The 14,169-nt window shown below is 67.6% G+C and carries 13 protein-coding genes and 1 tRNA gene; 9 read left to right on the forward strand and 5 right to left on the reverse strand.

Going from position 1 to position 14,169, the window contains the following annotated elements; all coding sequences use genetic code 11:
• The first annotated feature begins 1 nt into the window (after position 1).
• The gene (locus DSM104443_RS19775) at positions 2 to 1,480 is read left to right on the forward strand and encodes a CYTH and CHAD domain-containing protein (RefSeq protein ID WP_171095373.1); all 1,479 of its coding nucleotides are present in this window, start codon (positions 2 to 4) and stop codon (positions 1,478 to 1,480) included.
• 4 nt (positions 1,481 to 1,484) lie between these two features.
• Positions 1,485 to 2,957: a polyphosphate:AMP phosphotransferase gene (gene pap / locus DSM104443_RS19780; protein WP_171095375.1), complete on the forward strand. Its 1,473-nt coding sequence runs from the start codon at positions 1,485 to 1,487 to the stop codon at positions 2,955 to 2,957.
• Here the strand turns inward: pap and DSM104443_RS19785 are convergent.
• Positions 2,944 to 3,342 (reverse strand): ATP-binding protein, encoded by a 399-nt coding sequence (locus DSM104443_RS19785; protein ID WP_171095377.1) that lies wholly within the window; start codon positions 3,340 to 3,342, stop codon positions 2,944 to 2,946. The two genes, pap and DSM104443_RS19785, sit on opposite strands and share 14 nt — an antisense overlap.
• Positions 3,343 to 3,423: 81 nt before the next feature.
• Between DSM104443_RS19785 and DSM104443_RS19790 the strand changes: the two genes are divergently transcribed.
• Together DSM104443_RS19790 and DSM104443_RS19795 are read left to right on the forward strand one after the other, a co-directional pair.
• Positions 3,424 to 3,876 (forward strand): FecR family protein, encoded by a 453-nt coding sequence (locus DSM104443_RS19790; RefSeq protein WP_171095380.1) that lies wholly within the window; start codon positions 3,424 to 3,426, stop codon positions 3,874 to 3,876.
• 7 nt (positions 3,877 to 3,883) lie between these two features.
• The gene (locus DSM104443_RS19795; protein ID WP_171095383.1) at positions 3,884 to 4,489 is read left to right on the forward strand and encodes an OmpA family protein; all 606 of its coding nucleotides are present in this window, start codon (positions 3,884 to 3,886) and stop codon (positions 4,487 to 4,489) included.
• Positions 4,490 to 4,538: 49 nt separating this feature from the next.
• Here the strand turns inward: DSM104443_RS19795 and DSM104443_RS19800 are convergent, their stop codons facing one another.
• The 4 genes from DSM104443_RS19800 to DSM104443_RS19810 all read right to left on the reverse strand — a co-directional run bounded on the left by DSM104443_RS19800 (position 4,539) and on the right by DSM104443_RS19810 (position 8,141).
• Positions 4,539 to 6,683 carry a SpoIIE family protein phosphatase gene (locus DSM104443_RS19800; protein ID WP_246233009.1) on the reverse strand — a complete coding sequence of 715 codons (2,145 nt, stop codon included), beginning with the start codon at positions 6,681 to 6,683 and terminating at the stop codon, positions 4,539 to 4,541.
• On the reverse strand, positions 6,584 to 7,540 hold the full coding sequence (locus DSM104443_RS21970) for an MBL fold metallo-hydrolase (RefSeq protein WP_246232372.1): 957 nt from the start codon (positions 7,538 to 7,540) through the stop codon (positions 6,584 to 6,586). The genes DSM104443_RS19800 and DSM104443_RS21970 overlap by 100 nt, the downstream gene beginning before the upstream one ends.
• Before the next feature lie 8 nt (positions 7,541 to 7,548).
• Positions 7,549 to 7,923: an STAS domain-containing protein gene (locus DSM104443_RS19805; RefSeq protein WP_171095387.1), complete on the reverse strand. Its 375-nt coding sequence runs from the start codon at positions 7,921 to 7,923 to the stop codon at positions 7,549 to 7,551.
• 142 nt (positions 7,924 to 8,065) lie between these two features.
• A tRNA-Phe gene (locus DSM104443_RS19810) sits at positions 8,066 to 8,141 on the reverse strand.
• Between the two features lie 95 nt (positions 8,142 to 8,236).
• Between DSM104443_RS19810 and DSM104443_RS19815 the strand changes: the two genes are divergently transcribed.
• The 5 genes from DSM104443_RS19815 (at position 8,237) to araD (ending at position 14,098) form a co-directional block, all read left to right on the forward strand.
• Positions 8,237 to 9,280, forward strand: coding sequence for an AbrB family transcriptional regulator (locus DSM104443_RS19815; RefSeq protein ID WP_171095390.1), 1,044 nt, complete (start codon positions 8,237 to 8,239; stop codon positions 9,278 to 9,280).
• A 47-nt stretch (positions 9,281 to 9,327) separates the two neighbouring features.
• On the forward strand, positions 9,328 to 10,359 hold the full coding sequence (locus tag DSM104443_RS19820) for a LacI family DNA-binding transcriptional regulator (protein ID WP_171095392.1): 1,032 nt from the start codon (positions 9,328 to 9,330) through the stop codon (positions 10,357 to 10,359).
• 75 nt (positions 10,360 to 10,434) lie between these two features.
• Positions 10,435 to 11,382, forward strand: a complete 948-nt coding sequence (locus DSM104443_RS19825; protein WP_171095394.1) for a dihydrodipicolinate synthase family protein — start codon at positions 10,435 to 10,437, stop codon at positions 11,380 to 11,382.
• A 24-nt stretch (positions 11,383 to 11,406) separates the two neighbouring features.
• Positions 11,407 to 12,372: a Bug family tripartite tricarboxylate transporter substrate binding protein gene (locus DSM104443_RS19830; protein ID WP_171095396.1), complete on the forward strand. Its 966-nt coding sequence runs from the start codon at positions 11,407 to 11,409 to the stop codon at positions 12,370 to 12,372.
• Entirely contained in the window at positions 12,365 to 14,098 is a 1,734-nt protein-coding gene (gene araD, locus DSM104443_RS19835; RefSeq protein WP_171095398.1) for an L-arabinonate dehydratase, read from the forward strand. Before DSM104443_RS19830 ends, araD begins: the two co-directional genes overlap by 8 nt.
• Positions 14,099 to 14,169 lie beyond the last annotated feature (71 nt).

Genomic DNA, 14,169 nt, shown 5'->3' on the forward strand with positions numbered 1-14,169 from the left:
CATGACCGAGATCGAGCTCAAGCTCTCGCTCTCGCCGGCCGACGTCGCGGCCTTTCGCCGCGCCGGCCCGCTCTCCGGCGTGCGGCCCACGCGCCGCAAGCTCACCAGCATCTACTACGACACGCCCGACTGCGAGCTGCAGAAGGCGGGCATGGCGCTGCGGCTGCGCAAGTCCGGCCGCACCTGGACCCAGACCCTGAAGGGCGGCACGAGCGGCACCGGCGGCCTCCACGAGCGGCACGAATGGGAGACCGAGCGCCCCGACGCCACGATCGACCTCGCGGCGCTGGAAGGCACGATGCTCGACAAGGCTTCGGGCACCGTGGGCGAGCGGCTGCGGCCGGCCTTCACCGTCGAGTTCCAGCGCGAAACGTGGGATATCGAGCCCGTGCCCGGCACGCGCGTCGAGGTCGCGCTCGATCGGGGCCAGGCCTCGGTGGGCGGGGACACGGACAGCGTGTGCGAAGTGGAGATCGAGCTGAAGGAAGGCGACCGCGCCGCGGCCTTCGATTTCGCGCGCGCCCTCGCGGCCGAGATCTCGCTGCATCCCAGCTCCGTGACGAAGGCCGAGCGCGGGTACCGACTGCTGCGCCACGAAGCCCTGCAGCCCGTGAAGTCGCGGCGCGTGACGCTCGATCCGGGCATGGATGTCGAGCAGGCCGCGCGGGCCCTGGTGGCCGCGAGCCTCGAGCAGCTCCAGGCCAACGAGGAAGGCGTGCTCGCGACGAACGATCCCGAGTTCGTGCACCAGGCACGCGTGGGTCTCCGGCGCATGCGCTCGGCGCTGCGGATCTTCCGCGAGGTGCTGCCGCCCGAAGCGGAAGCGTGGCGCGCCGATCTCGGCGAGCTCGCCCGCACGCTCGGCGAGGCGCGCGATTGGGATGTGTTCGCCACCGAAACCCTGCCGCCGCTCGCCCGCGCTTTCGGCGATCCAGTCATGGGCAAGCGCATCGCGCGCCGCGTGAGCGCACCGCGGAAGAAGGCGCTCGAGCAGGCCCGCGCCGCCCTGCTCGCGAAATCCTTCGCCGCCCTCGTGCTCGACCTCACGAAATGGCTCTCGGGCCCGGTCTCCGACCCTCCCGAAGCCGCCGTCACGCTCATGGACTTCGCGACGCGACTCGCGCGGAAGCGCCACCGCCGGCTCATCGCCGATGCGCAGGGCCTCGCACAGCGCACGACCGAGGAGCGCCACGCGGTGCGCATCGACGCCAAGCGCCTTCGCTACGCCGTGGACGGCTTCGCGTCGCTCTTCCGGGAGAAGCGCGTCGAGCGCTACCTGCGCGAGCTCTCCGATCTCCAGGACGTCCTCGGCACGTCCAACGACGCGGCCACGGCCGCGCGTCTCCTTTCCGGGCTGCATCCGCCCGCCGATTTCGCCGCGTTCGCCCGCGGCTACCTCGCAGCCCGCATCGACGGCGATGCGCACACCGCCGAGGCGCGCGTCGAACGCCTCGCTTCGTCAAAACAATTCTGGAGTTGACCCCATGTTCGAGACCGCGGAGATCGGCCACAAGCTGTCGAAGGAACGCTACAAGCGCGAGGAGCCGAAGCTGCGCCAGGCGTTGCTCGAAGCCCAGTACCAGCTGCTGGAGAAGGGCAAGTTCCCCGTCCTGTTGATCGTGAGCGGCGTCGAGGGCGCGGGCAAGGGCGAGACGGTCAACCTCTTCAACGAATGGATGGATCCGCGCCACCTTCGGGCCTTCGCCTTCGGCAAGCCCGGGCCTGCAGACAAGGGCCGGCCGGTGATGTGGCGCTACTGGCAGGCCCTGCCACCCAAGGGAAAGATCGGGATCTTCTTCGGCTCCTGGTACACCGACGCGATCGTCGATCGCACGCGGGGCAAGACCGGCAAGGCCGCGTTCGGGCGCGAGCTGGACCGCATCCGCCGCCTGGAGCGCATGCTCTCGGCCGAGGGCGTGCTCGTGGTGAAGCTCTGGTTCCACATCACCAAGCCGCAGATGAAGAAGCGGCTGAAGAAGCTCGGCTCGAGCAAGCTCACGGCGTGGCGCGCGACCGCGAACGAATGGAAGTACTACAAGGACTACGACAAATTCCGCGACATCAGCGAGGACGCGGTGCGCGAAACGTCCACCGGCGCGGCGCCGTGGCACGTGATCGAGGGCTACGATCCGCAGTACCGCTCGCTCACGGCCGGACGCATCCTGCTCTCGGCGATGAAGCATCGCCTGGAAGGCGAGATGCCCACGCTTCCCTCGCCCGCGCCACCGGCCACCCCGCCGCTCGACGGGCACAACATCCTCAAGTCGCTCGACTACGCCGCGAAGCTCACGCGTCCGCAATACGACAAGAAGCTGGACGCACTGCAGGCGGAGCTCGCGTACGCCATGCGCAGCAAGGCAATGCGCGACCGTGGCGTGTGCGCGGTCTTCGAGGGCATGGACGCCGCCGGAAAGGGCAGCACCATTCGCCGCATCACGCGCGCGCTCGACGCTCGTTACTACCGTGTCATCCCGGTTGCTGCGCCCACGGAAGAAGAGCGTGCGCAGCCTTACCTCTGGCGTTTCTGGCGCAACGTGCCTCAGCCCGGCCACACGACGATCTTCGACCGCTCCTGGTACGGGCGCGTGCTGGTCGAGCGCGTGGAAGGGTTCGCGACGCAATTCGCGTGGATGCGCGCCTACCAGGAGATCAACGAGTTCGAAGCGGAGATGGCCGAGTCCGGGATCCTCGTCGTGAAGTTCTGGATGGCGGTCACGCCCGAGGAGCAGCTGAAGCGCTTCAAGCAGCGCAAGGAAATCGCGTACAAGCGCTACAAGATCACCGCCGAGGATTGGCGCAACCGCAAGCAGTGGCCGAAGTACGAGCAGGCGGTGTGCGACATGATCGAGCGCACCTCCACGGACATGGCGCCGTGGAACCTGATCGCGGCCAACGACAAGCTGCACGCCCGGGTGGAAGTGCTCGAGCGCCTGGTGCAGGCGATCAAGCGAGCGTGAGCTGGATGCGGTTGCGGCCGTACAGGTAGGCGTACTCGGAGGTCGCGGTCAGGCCGTGGGCGAGCAGCACGCCCAGGCCGCCTTCGCGGCGGGTCTCGGCCAGCGCTTCCAGCATTTCACGTGTAGCGCGGGCGAAGGGATTGAAGGGCGGCGCTCGGTCTTCATACGTTAGCGACACTTGCCCGTCGTCGGCAGTAAGGCGGATCCAGACCGGGGCATCGCTGCCGCCCCGGTGGCCGTGTTTCACGGTGTTGAGGAAGAGCTCCTCGAGCACCAGGCAGACCTTGAGGCAGGAGTCCCGCGGCACGCCGGAAGCCTCGCAGAAGCCCTCGATGAAGCCGCGGGCTCGCTTCCACGAGTCCAGCCGCGACGTAAACATACCCATGCGAGTTGTGACGGCGTTCACATTTTTGCCCTTTCGGGCATTATAGGATGCATCCGCACAACAAAAAGCGGAGCAAAAAACATGAAAACCCCCACGATCCTGATGGCGGCACTCTTGGCCTGCGCCGGCACCGCGTTGGCCGCGGATATCGGCCAAGTGAAGGTCTCGAAAGGCGACGTGCAGATCCAGCGCGGCGCCACCAAGCAATCCGCGAAGGTCGGGATGGGTATCCAGGCCTCGGACGTCGTGCTCACGGGCACGGACGGCGCTGCAGGCATCACGTTCACCGACAACAGCCTGGTCTCCGTCGGTCCCAACAGCATCTTCGCCATCGACCGCTATTCGTTCGACACGACCACCCACGCGGGTGAGTTCGAGGGCTCGCTCAAGAAGGGCAAGCTCGCCGCCGTGTCGGGCAAGATGGTCAAGCAGTCGCCCGAGGCGATGAAGATCCGCACCCCCTCCGCCGTGATGGGCGTGCGTGGCACCGAGTTCGTCGTGCAGGTCGACGAGCCGGCCGTCCAGCGCCACTAAGGCCCGCTTGAAACGACTCGGACTCCTCCTGGCGGCCCTGCTCCTCGCCGCCTGCGCTTCCGAGCCGAGAAAACCGGTCGCCCCGGAGCTGTTCGTGGTCGTCCCTGCGAAGGACGGCCACATCGGCACGATCGTCGTCGAGTCGAACGGGCAGAAGAAGATCATCCACTCCGCGTTCGGCAGCGAGAGGATCAAGCCCGACGGCGGCATGGTCAGCGCCAACATGACGCGCGACCAGGTCCACGAGATCTTCGCGGACACGGTCGATGCGCTTCCCGGCCGGCCCGCGTCGTTCACGCTCTACTTCCTCGAGGGCAAGGACGAGCTCACGCCCGCTTCCAAGGTGGAGCTCGACAAGGTCTTCGCGGACGTGAAGAAGCGCCCCCTGCCGGACATCATGGTGATCGGCCACACCGACACCGTGGGCGGCCTCGCCTACAACGACAAGCTTTCGCTCGCGAGAGCCGAGCGGCTGCGCGAGATGCTCGTGGGCCTGGGCATTCCCGCCGAGCGCGTGGGCGCCGCCGGGCGCGGCAAGCGCGAGCTGCTGGTGCCCACCGACGACAACATGTCGGAAGCGCGCAACCGGCGCGTCGAAATCAACGTCAGATAGGAAATTAGGGTCAGCTTCTTTTTTCGTGCAAACGAAAAAGAAGCTGACCCTAATTTCCTTTCCACTGCAGGGCCAGCAACGTGAGGTCGTCGGGCGCTTCGGCCCCGTCGGCGAATTTGCGCACGTCGTCGCGCAGGCGCCGGATCACATCCTCGGGCGTCACGTCGTCGGGAACCCATCCGAGCGCGGTGCGCAGGCGCTCCACGCCGAAGAACGCGCGCTCCGGGTTCATCGCCTCCGTGGCGCCATCCGTGACCACGCAGATCCACTCGCCGGGAACGAGCGTGCGCTCGGCACTCGGGAAGCGAAACTCGTCGACCACGCCCAGCGGCGGCCCGCCGGATTCTCCAAGGCGCTCGGGCGCCGAGTGCGGGCGGCGTGCATACGGCGGCTCGTGTCCCGCGTTCGCATACTCCAGGCGCCCGCTGTGGAGGTCGAGGAGGCCCGCGAATGCCGTCACGAAGAGCTGCTCCGGATTCTCGCGCTCGATCTCGTCCTGCGCGCGCGTGAGCATCGCGCCGACCTCTCCGCCCTGCAGCGCCGAGCTCTTGATCTGCGACTTCACGCTCGCCATGAAGAGCGCCGCGGGCAGGCCCTTGCCCGACACATCCGCGACAACGAAGAAGAGGTAGCGATCACCGATCAGGAAGCAGTCGTAGAAATCGCCGCCCACCGTGCGCGCGGGTTCAAGCAATGCCGCGACCAGCACGCGCCGCTCCGACGCGAGCGTCTCCGCCGGGTTGGGCAGCAACCCCATCTGGATGCGCTTCGCCGCGTCGAGCTCGCCCGCCACGCGCGCGGCCTGCTCGCGAAGCTGCCGGCGCTGGCGCTCCGAGTTCGCGAGCGTGCCCACGAGCATCATGCCGAAGGCGCCCAGCGCGCCCAGCGAGGGCACGATCGGATCGAGGAGGATGCCGAACTCCGCGAACAACAGCAGCCCCGCGGCGAGCGTGGCCCCAATGCCGCCCACGACGATCGCGAAGCCGTATTGCGCCCGCGTCCTCGGCACGAAGCGCACGACGAGGAAGCCCAACACGATGAGGATCAGCGCCTCCAAGCGCGGCATCGGCGAGGGCCGCACGAGCGACACGCCGTTGTAGAGGTTCTCCGCGATCTGCGCGTGCACCTCGACGCCGGGGTTGAACTCGGCGAGCGGCGTCACCTTGTAGTCGGTCACGCCCAGTCCCATCATGCCGACCAGCACGATCTTGTTCTCGAACTGCCCTTCGGCGATCTTGCCGAGCATCACGTCGTACGCGGTCACGAAGCGCGTGTCGTCGTGATGGCCGAAGCGGATCCATGCGGTGCCGTCTTCCTGCGCGAGCACCTTGGCCTCGCCCATCTCGATCTGGATCAGCCCGTAGCCGCGGTCTCGCACCACGAGGTCCGCTTGCATGCCCTGGCGCAGCGTCTCCAGCCCGAGGGCTCCGAAGGTGCCGCCGGCAAGCCTCGCCACGAGCGGCGAGCGACGCACGATCGCGCCCTGCTCGCCCTCGTTCATGAGCGCGCTGCTCGCGGCCGCGGAAACCAGCACCGAGACATTGCCGATGTGGCTCTTGAACTGGTGGATGGGCAGCTCGCGCTGCGTGAACAGCCGCACCGGCGTCGACTTCGGGACCTGCTTCGTGATCGAGTCCGCGTCGTTCTCGCCCGAGATGCCGAGGATCACCGGTGCCGGGCTCTCGGTGATCGCGTTGGCGAACAGCGAGTCGTTGGTGGGCAGCGACATCAGCAGGCGCGCGGCCTCGGAGGTGATGCCGGGCATCATCGCCACCAGGTTGCCGGGCGAGTAGCGGTCCGGCTCCGGGAAGAAGAGGTCGAGGCCGATGGCCGCGGGCTTGCCCGCCGAGATCGCGCGGATCAGGTCGCCCATGCGCGTGCGCGGCCACGGCCACTGTCCGAACTCGCGCAGCGAATGCTCGTCGATGCCGACGATGACGACGGGCTGCTGCACGCGCGGCAGCGGGAAGATGCGCTGGTAGTAGTCGAAGACGCCGGCCTGGAAGCGCTGCAGCCACGCCGGCGAAACCGCGAGGGTGTAGGAAAGGGCTGCGACGAGCAGGAGGGCGGCGAGACGGAATCCGCCCAGGGACTTCAGACGTCGAGCTCCAGGCCGTCGTAGGAAGCGGAGACCTTCAGCGCGTGGTCGCTCCTCGTGAGCTCCTCGAAGCGGCGCGCCTCCTTCAGCAGCGATTCCAGCGTGGCGTCGTCGTTCGCGGGCTCGTGGTGGAAGAGCACGAGGTGCTTGGCGCGCGCCATCTGGCAGAGCTCCACGCCGACGATGTTGGACGAGTGGCCCCAGTCGGCCTTCACGCTGATCGCTTCGGCGAGCGCATACATCGCATCGAAGATCACCACGTCGGCTTCCTTGAAGAACGCGGCGAAGCCCTCGGCCTCGGCGCGGTTCTCGAGCTTGTGCTCGGAATCGGTCGAGTACACGACGCTCTTGCCGTCCTTCTCGAAGCGATAGCCGTACGAATCGCCGGAATGCAGCTGCAGGTGCGGGATGACGGTGAGGCCGGAGACGAGGTTGGGCTTGTCGGGCTCGAGCTTCACGAACTCGATGTTCGCGGCGAGCTGCGAGAAGTCCACCGGGAAGCACGGAGCGGCCTGCTGGAGGCGAAACGCCTGCTCCAGCACGTCATGGCAGCCGTGGATGCGGATCTTCGTGTTCGGGACATAGGCCGGCCCGAAGAAGGGGAAGCCCATGATGTGGTCCCAGTGCACGTGGGACATGAAGACGTTGACCGTGGCGGGGCGGCGTGCCTGCTTGGCGAGGACGTGCACGCCGAAGGGACGCGCTCCGCTGCCCATGTCGCAGACGAAGTATTCCTCGCTGTCCGCCTCGATCTCCACGCAGGGCGTGTGGCCGCCGAACGTGTTGGTGACGGAGAAGTCGAGCTCGGAGCTGGCGAAGTCGTGCGCTTCCTCGTAGGAATCGAAGCGGCGGCCCGACGCCTCGAGGAGTGCGAGGGCGAGCTTGTCGCGGATGTCCACGGAGGTGAGGGCCACGGGGATCGAGCCCCGCGTACCCCAGAAGCGGATGCGCATCGCCCGGCCTACGCTTTCTCGTACGCGGCGAGCGCGTCGGATGAGGTGGCGCCCAGGGCCTCGCGGACCGTCGGCAGGACCTGGAACACGAGGTTGAAGTGGCTGATCTCGAAGATCTCCGCGACCATCGGCTGCAGCGAGGCGACGAGGATGCGGCCGTGCTGCGACTTGGCCTGGCGCGAGGCGAGCATGAAGCAGCGAAGGCCCGCGGAAGACACGTACTCGAGGCCGCCGAGATCGAGCACGATCGCGCCGCCGTCACGCGCGGTCTGTTCAACGTGCTTCATGAGTTCCAGGCGAAAGTCGTCGCAGGTGTCCTGGTCGAGCCTGCCGGCCACGGACAGGACCACCGCGTTCGCGTAACGCCGGGGAGAGACGGTCATTGTGGGTGTGCGGTGTTTGAGCGAACTTTCGCCGCTTTGAACCCTATTGTGGGTTAGCTCCGGTCCGGGGGCAACCCGGAATACGCCGCACCCGGCTGGAAAAGAAAAGGCCCGCTCGCGGCGGGCCTCTTCAGCAAGAAGATGGTGGCCTGGGGCGGAATTGAACCACCGACACACGGATTTTCAATCCGCTGCTCTACCAACTGAGCTACCAGGCCGTGTTTCCCGGGAAATGGGCAATACCCCTGCAGGTATGGACCCCGGAAAGCTCGAAATTATAGCGTTTCCGCGGTCCCGAAGCCAGAATCCGGGGGTGGAACGACATCGGCGGACCCTCCGGGTGCTGGGCGCGCTGGGGATCTGCCTCGCGGCCGGCTCCCTGTTCGCGTGGCTCAAGACTCCCATCCCCTGGATGATCGGGCCGCTGCTGGCGATGGCGATCGTGCAGTTCGCCGGCGCCTCGCTCGCGGCGCCGCCTTTCGGCCGCGAGGCCGGCCAGACCATCGTCGGCGTCTCGCTCGGCCTCTACTTCACGGCTCCGGTGGTGCACGAAGTCTCGACGTACGGCCTCTGGTTCGTGGCGTTGGGGATTCTCGCGATCACCGCCGGCGGCCTCTCCTCGCTCGTGATCGCGCGCGTGGCGAAGGTCGATCCCGCGACCGCCTGGTTCTCGAGCATGCCGGGCGGAGCCGCCGAGATGGCGGTGATGGGCGAGCGGCACGGCGCACTGCCCGACCGCGTGGCGCTGGCCAACGCGATCCGCATGCTCTTCGTCGTGACGCTCGTGCCCGCGTTCATCACCTACGCGGGCTTCGCCGGCGCCGCCGACTACACGCCGATCACCACGCCTTTCGACGCAGGGGGCTTCGCGATCCTGCTCGCCATGGGATTCGGCGTGGGTTTCGCCGGCAAGAAGGCGAAGATCCCGAACGCGTACATGCTGGCGCCGCTCCTGGTCACGATCGGGCTCACGGCGGCCGGAGTGTCGCTCTCTTCCGTGCCGACGCCGGTCACCAACATCGCGCAGCTCCTGCTCGCCTGCTCGCTCGGCGTGCAGTTCCAGCGCTCGTTCCTTCGCGAGGCGCCCCGCTTCGTGGCCGCCCTCGTCCCCGCGGGCGCGCTGATGCTGGTGCTCTGCGTTCTGATCGCGCTCGGGTTGTCCTGGGGCTCGGGGGCCTACATCGGTGCGACGCTGCTCGCCGCGGCGCCGGGCGGGATCGCGGAGATGTCGATCACCGCCAAGGTCCTCAAGATCGGCGTGCCCTTCGTCACCGCGGCCCACGTCTGCCGCTACCTGGTGGTGATCCTCTTCTCCCAGACGCTCTTCAAGCTCTTCCGCAAGCACGGCCTCAAATAAAGGGGGGGTCTGACCCTCATTATTTGACAGCGGTATCATTGGGCACCATGAACGCCCGCCGCCCTCCCGTTCGACGCCCTCGCAAGGGCGGTGGCGCCATGACGCTCGATGACGTGGCGCGTCTGGCGAAGGTCTCGCCGATCACCGTTTCGCGAGCGCTGAACAACCCGTCGCAACTCTCGCCGGAGACCCTGGAGCGGGTGCAGAAAGCGGTCGAGCGGACCGGGTACGTCCCCAACCGGCTGGCGGGCGGGCTCGCCTCGGCGCGCAGCCGCCTGGTGGTCGCGATCGTGCCGACCGTCGCCGGTCTCGTGTTCCTGGAAACGGTGCAGGCACTCACCGACGCGCTCGCCGCGGGCGGCTATGACGTGGTGCTGGGCCAGAGCGGCTACGACGGCCGGCGCGAGGACGACCTGCTCGACGCCGTGATCGGCCGGCGCCCCGACGGCGTCGTGCTGACCGGCGTGATGCATTCGCCGCACGGCCGCAAGCGCCTCGCCGCCGCCGGAATTCCCGTCGTCGAGACCTGGGACCTCACGCCCACGCCCATCGACATGCTGGTGGGTTTCTCCCATGAGAAAGTGGGCGTGGCAGCCGCGGACTACCTCGTCTCGCGCGGCGTGAAACGCCCCGCGATCATCTCCGCGGACGACTATCGGGCGGGCCTGCGTCGCGAGGGCTTCGCGAAGCAGTGCGAAAAGCTCCTGGGTGTCGTGCCGCCGGCGCGCCTCGTGAAGGCGCCCACGACCATCGGCCGCGGACGGCGTGGATTGGCAGCGCTGCTCGAACGCTGGCCCGACATCGACGCCGTCTTCTGCAGCTCCGACGTGCTCGCCCAGGGCGTGCTGATCGAATGCCACGCCCGCGGCATCGACGTGCCCGGCGAGCTCAAGGTCTTCGGCTTCGGGGACCTCGATTTCGCCGCCGACCTGCACCCCGCACTTTCGACCGTACGCATCGACGGAACCGCCATCGGGCGCACCGCCGCCCGGTTCGTGATCGACCGGGTCGAAGGCCGCCCGATCGACGCCCCGATCGTGGACCTGGGCTTCACCGTCGTCCCCCGCGCCAGCGCCTGAAAGCGGCCCTGCAAGCGGATTGACAGGCTCCGCATGACAGCGCTAACATCGCCGTTCGCCTGAAGGAACCCGACCATGAAAACCTCCCCCGTCACCCCTGCCGACCTCTCCGCCTCGGTGCTCTCCGTTCCGCCCCTGGCCCGCAACGCCGACCTCCGCGTGAACCCGGATGCCAACCGCGCCCTGATCCGCCACCTCGAAGCCGGCGGCGTGCGCACGCTCATGTACGGCGGCAACGCGAACTTCTACAACATCGGCACGGGCGAATACGCCGTGATCGTGGATTCCCTCGCCGAAGCCGCGGGCAAGGACACGTGGGTGATCCCCTCGGTCGGCCCCGACTACGGCAAGGCCATGGACCAGGCCGCGATCCTGCGCGACCGCAAATTCCCCACCGCCATGGTCCTGCCGCTGCCGCAGGGCTATCCGTGCACCGACGCGGGCGCCGCGAAAGGCATCCGCCGCATCGCCGAAGCGTTCGGCAAGCCGGTCATCGTCTACGTGAAGGCCGAGGGCTACATCTCGCCCGAGACCACGGCCGCGCTGCTGAACGACGGCACCGCCTGCGCCGTGAAGTACGCCATCGTCCGCAACGATCCGGCGAAGGACGACTTCCTCGCCAAGCTGGTCACCCTCACCGACCGCTCGAAGATCATCAGCGGCATCGGCGAGCGCCCGGCCATCGTCCACCTGCGCGACTTCGGCCTGAAAGGCTTCACCTCCGGCTCGGTGTGCGTGGCCCCGCGCGGTTCGATGCGCCTGCTGGAGCTGCTGAAGGCCCAGCGCTACGACGAAGCCGAGAAGGTCCGCGCCGCCTACATCCCGCTCGAGGATGCGCGCGACGAATACTCGCCGATCCGCGTGCTGCACGAGGCGGTCACGCTGGCCGGCATCGCCGACATGGGCCCGATGCTCCCCATGCTCTCCAATCTCGATTCGCAACACCACGCGCGCGTGAAAGAGGCAGCCTCGAAGCTGCTCGCACACGACCGCGCGCTCACGGCCGAGCTGGCCGCCGCCTAAATCAAGAAAACCGGAGGAGTACCCATGAAGCTGCTGCACAAAGTGCTGGCCGCCTTCGCGGCCTGCGCATCCCTCGCCGCGACCGCGCAATATCCCACTCGCCCCATCACGATCGTCGTCCCCTTCACGCCGGGCGGATCGTCGGACATCACCGCGCGCACCTTCGGCAACAAGCTCTCCGAAATCCTCGGCCAGCCGATCATCATCGACAACAAGCCGGGCGCCAACGGCGGCATCGGCGGCACGTTCGTCGCGAAGCAGCCCGCGGACGGCTACACGCTGTTCGTCGGATCCATCGGCGTCTTCGCGATCAACCCGGTCCTCTACAAGGACCTGGGCTACGACCCGAAGAAGGACTACGACCTCATCTCCGTGCTGGTGCGCACGCCCAACGCGCTCGTGACCTCGGCCAGCTTCCCGCCGAACACCCTCGCGGAGTTCATCGACTACCTGAAGAAGAATCCCGGCAAGGTGAGCTTCGCCTCCTCGGGCACGGGCTCGTCGGACCACCTCACCGCGGCGCTCTTCTGGCAGAAGACGGGCACCACCGGCATCCACATCCCGTACAAGGGCGGCAGCGCGGCCCACCTCGACATCATCGCGGGCAACTCGAACGCGTCGTTCCAGAACCTCGGCTCGATCACGCAGCACGTGAAGGGCGGCAAGATGAAGCTGCTCGCCGTCACGTCGGACAAGCGCGACCCGTCGGTGCCCAACGTACCCACGCTCGCGGAAGCCGGCGTACCCGGCCTCGAGGTCTTCTCGTGGCAGGCGATCGTCGCACCGAAGGGCCTTCCCAAAGACGTCTCGGACAAGATCGTCGGCGCCGTGCTGCAGGCCGCGAAGGATCCGGGCGTGGTGAAGAAGCTGAACGACATCGGCTTCGAGGTCGTCGGCGGCACGCCCGCCGAGTTCTCGAAGTTCCTCGACTCGGAGCTCGCGCGCTGGAAGGGCGTCATCGACGCGGGCGGGATCAAGCAAAGTGACTGACCGCAAGAAGAAGCCGGAAGACCTCCGCAGCCACCGCTGGCTCGGAGCCAAGGACCTGCGCGCCTTCGGGCATCGCTCGCGCGTCGCGGGCGCGGGCTTCACGCGCGCCGACTACGCGGGCAAGCCCGTCATCGCCATCATCAACACGTGGAGCGACATCAACCCGTGCCACTCGCACCTGCGCCTGCGCGCGGAGGAGGTGAAGCGAGGCGTGTGGCAGGCGGGCGGTTTCCCCGTGGAGATTCCCGCGATCACGCTGGGCGAGACGTTCCAGAAGCCCACGACGATGATGTACCGCAACCTGCTCGCCATGGAGACGGAGGAAGTGCTCCGCTCGTATCCGGCGGACGGCGCCATCCTCATGGGCGGTTGCGACAAGACCACGCCCGCGCTCGTGATGGGCGCGCTCTCGATGAATCTCCCCGCGCTCTTCGTGCCCGCGGGCCCGATGCTGCGCGGCGACTTCCAGGGCAAGTTCCTCGGCAGCGGCAGCGACACGTGGAAGTACTGGGCGGAGCTGCGCGCCGGCAACATCACGGAAGAAGACTGGCAGGGCGTGGAGGATGGCATCGCGCGCTCACCGGGCACCTGCATGACGATGGGCACGGCCTCGACGATGACTTCCGCGATGGAAGCGCTCGGCCTCTCGCTCCCCGGGTCCACGTCGATCCCCGCGCCCGATTCGCGCCACGCCCAGATGGCCGAGAACTCGGGCCGGCGCATCGTGGACATGGTGTGGGAAGACCTGAAGCCCTCCGACATCGTGAACGAGCGCTCGATCGACAACGCGGTGATCACCGTGCTGGCGCTCGGCGGCTCCACGAATGCCGTCGTGCACATGATCGCGCTCGCGCGCCGCGCCGGCGTGAACCTCACGCTGGAACGCTTCGATGCACTGGCCCGCAAGACGCCGGTGCTCGCCAACATCCGCCCCTCGGGCAAGTTCCTGATGGAAGATTTCTTCTACGCGGGCGGATTGCGCGCCCTTATGAAGTCGCTGGGTGACTTGATCGACACGAAGGCGCTCACCGCCACCGGCAAGTCGATCGCCGAGAACATAGCCACCGCGAAGACCTTCAACGACGACGTGATCCGCCCCCGCTCCAACCCGCTGGTGGAAAAGGACGGGCTCGCCGTCCTCTTCGGCACGCTCGCCCCGGGCGGCGCCGTCATCAAGCCGGCCGCGATGGAGCAGCACCTCATCAAGCACACCGGCAAGGCGGTCGTCTTCTCGAGCTACGACGACATGAACGACCGCATCGACGATCCCGCGCTCGAAGTGGACGCGACCTCCGTCATCGTGCTGCAAGGCGCCGGCCCGCAGGGCGCGCCGGGCATGCCCGAGTGGGGCCAGCTCCCGATCCCGAAGAAGCTCCTGCAGCAGGGCGTGCGCGACATGGTGCGCCTCTCCGATGCGCGCATGAGCGGCACCAGCTACGGCGCCTGCGTGCTGCACGTGACGCCCGAGTCGCACGTCGGCGGGCCGCTCGCGTTGGTTCGCGATGGCGATCTCATCTCGCTCGACATCCCCGCCCGCAAGATCGACCTGCTGGTCGAGCCCGCGGAGCTGGAAAAGCGCCGCAAGGCCTGGCAGCCGCCGGCGCCGAAGTACACGCGCGGTTACGGCACGCTGTATCTCAAGCACGTCACGCAGGCCGATCAAGGTTGCGACTTCGATTTCCTGGAAGACAACGGCGCGAAGACGCCGGACCCCGAGATTCATTAGCCGCTTCGCGGGTTACGTCAAAAGCGGTTGAACCACGGAGAACACGGAGAACACGGAGGAAAACCAAAGCA

Source organism: Usitatibacter rugosus (assembly GCF_013003965.1).
GTDB classification, from domain to species: domain Bacteria; phylum Pseudomonadota; class Gammaproteobacteria; order Burkholderiales; family Usitatibacteraceae; genus Usitatibacter; species Usitatibacter rugosus.

Coding starts and splice junctions, on each gene's coding strand:
- DSM104443_RS19775 (WP_171095373.1), top strand. CDS start 2: ATGACCGAGATCGAGCTCAAGCTCTCGCTCTCGCCGGCCGACGTCGCG.
- pap (WP_171095375.1), top strand. CDS start 1,485: ATGTTCGAGACCGCGGAGATCGGCCACAAGCTGTCGAAGGAACGCTAC.
- DSM104443_RS19785 (WP_171095377.1), bottom strand. CDS start 3,342: ATGGGTATGTTTACGTCGCGGCTGGACTCGTGGAAGCGAGCCCGCGGC.
- DSM104443_RS19790 (WP_171095380.1), top strand. CDS start 3,424: ATGAAAACCCCCACGATCCTGATGGCGGCACTCTTGGCCTGCGCCGGC.
- DSM104443_RS21970 (WP_246232372.1), bottom strand. CDS start 7,540: ATGCGCATCCGCTTCTGGGGTACGCGGGGCTCGATCCCCGTGGCCCTC.
- DSM104443_RS19805 (WP_171095387.1), bottom strand. CDS start 7,923: ATGACCGTCTCTCCCCGGCGTTACGCGAACGCGGTGGTCCTGTCCGTG.
- DSM104443_RS19820 (WP_171095392.1), top strand. CDS start 9,328: ATGAACGCCCGCCGCCCTCCCGTTCGACGCCCTCGCAAGGGCGGTGGC.
- DSM104443_RS19825 (WP_171095394.1), top strand. CDS start 10,435: ATGAAAACCTCCCCCGTCACCCCTGCCGACCTCTCCGCCTCGGTGCTC.
- DSM104443_RS19830 (WP_171095396.1), top strand. CDS start 11,407: ATGAAGCTGCTGCACAAAGTGCTGGCCGCCTTCGCGGCCTGCGCATCC.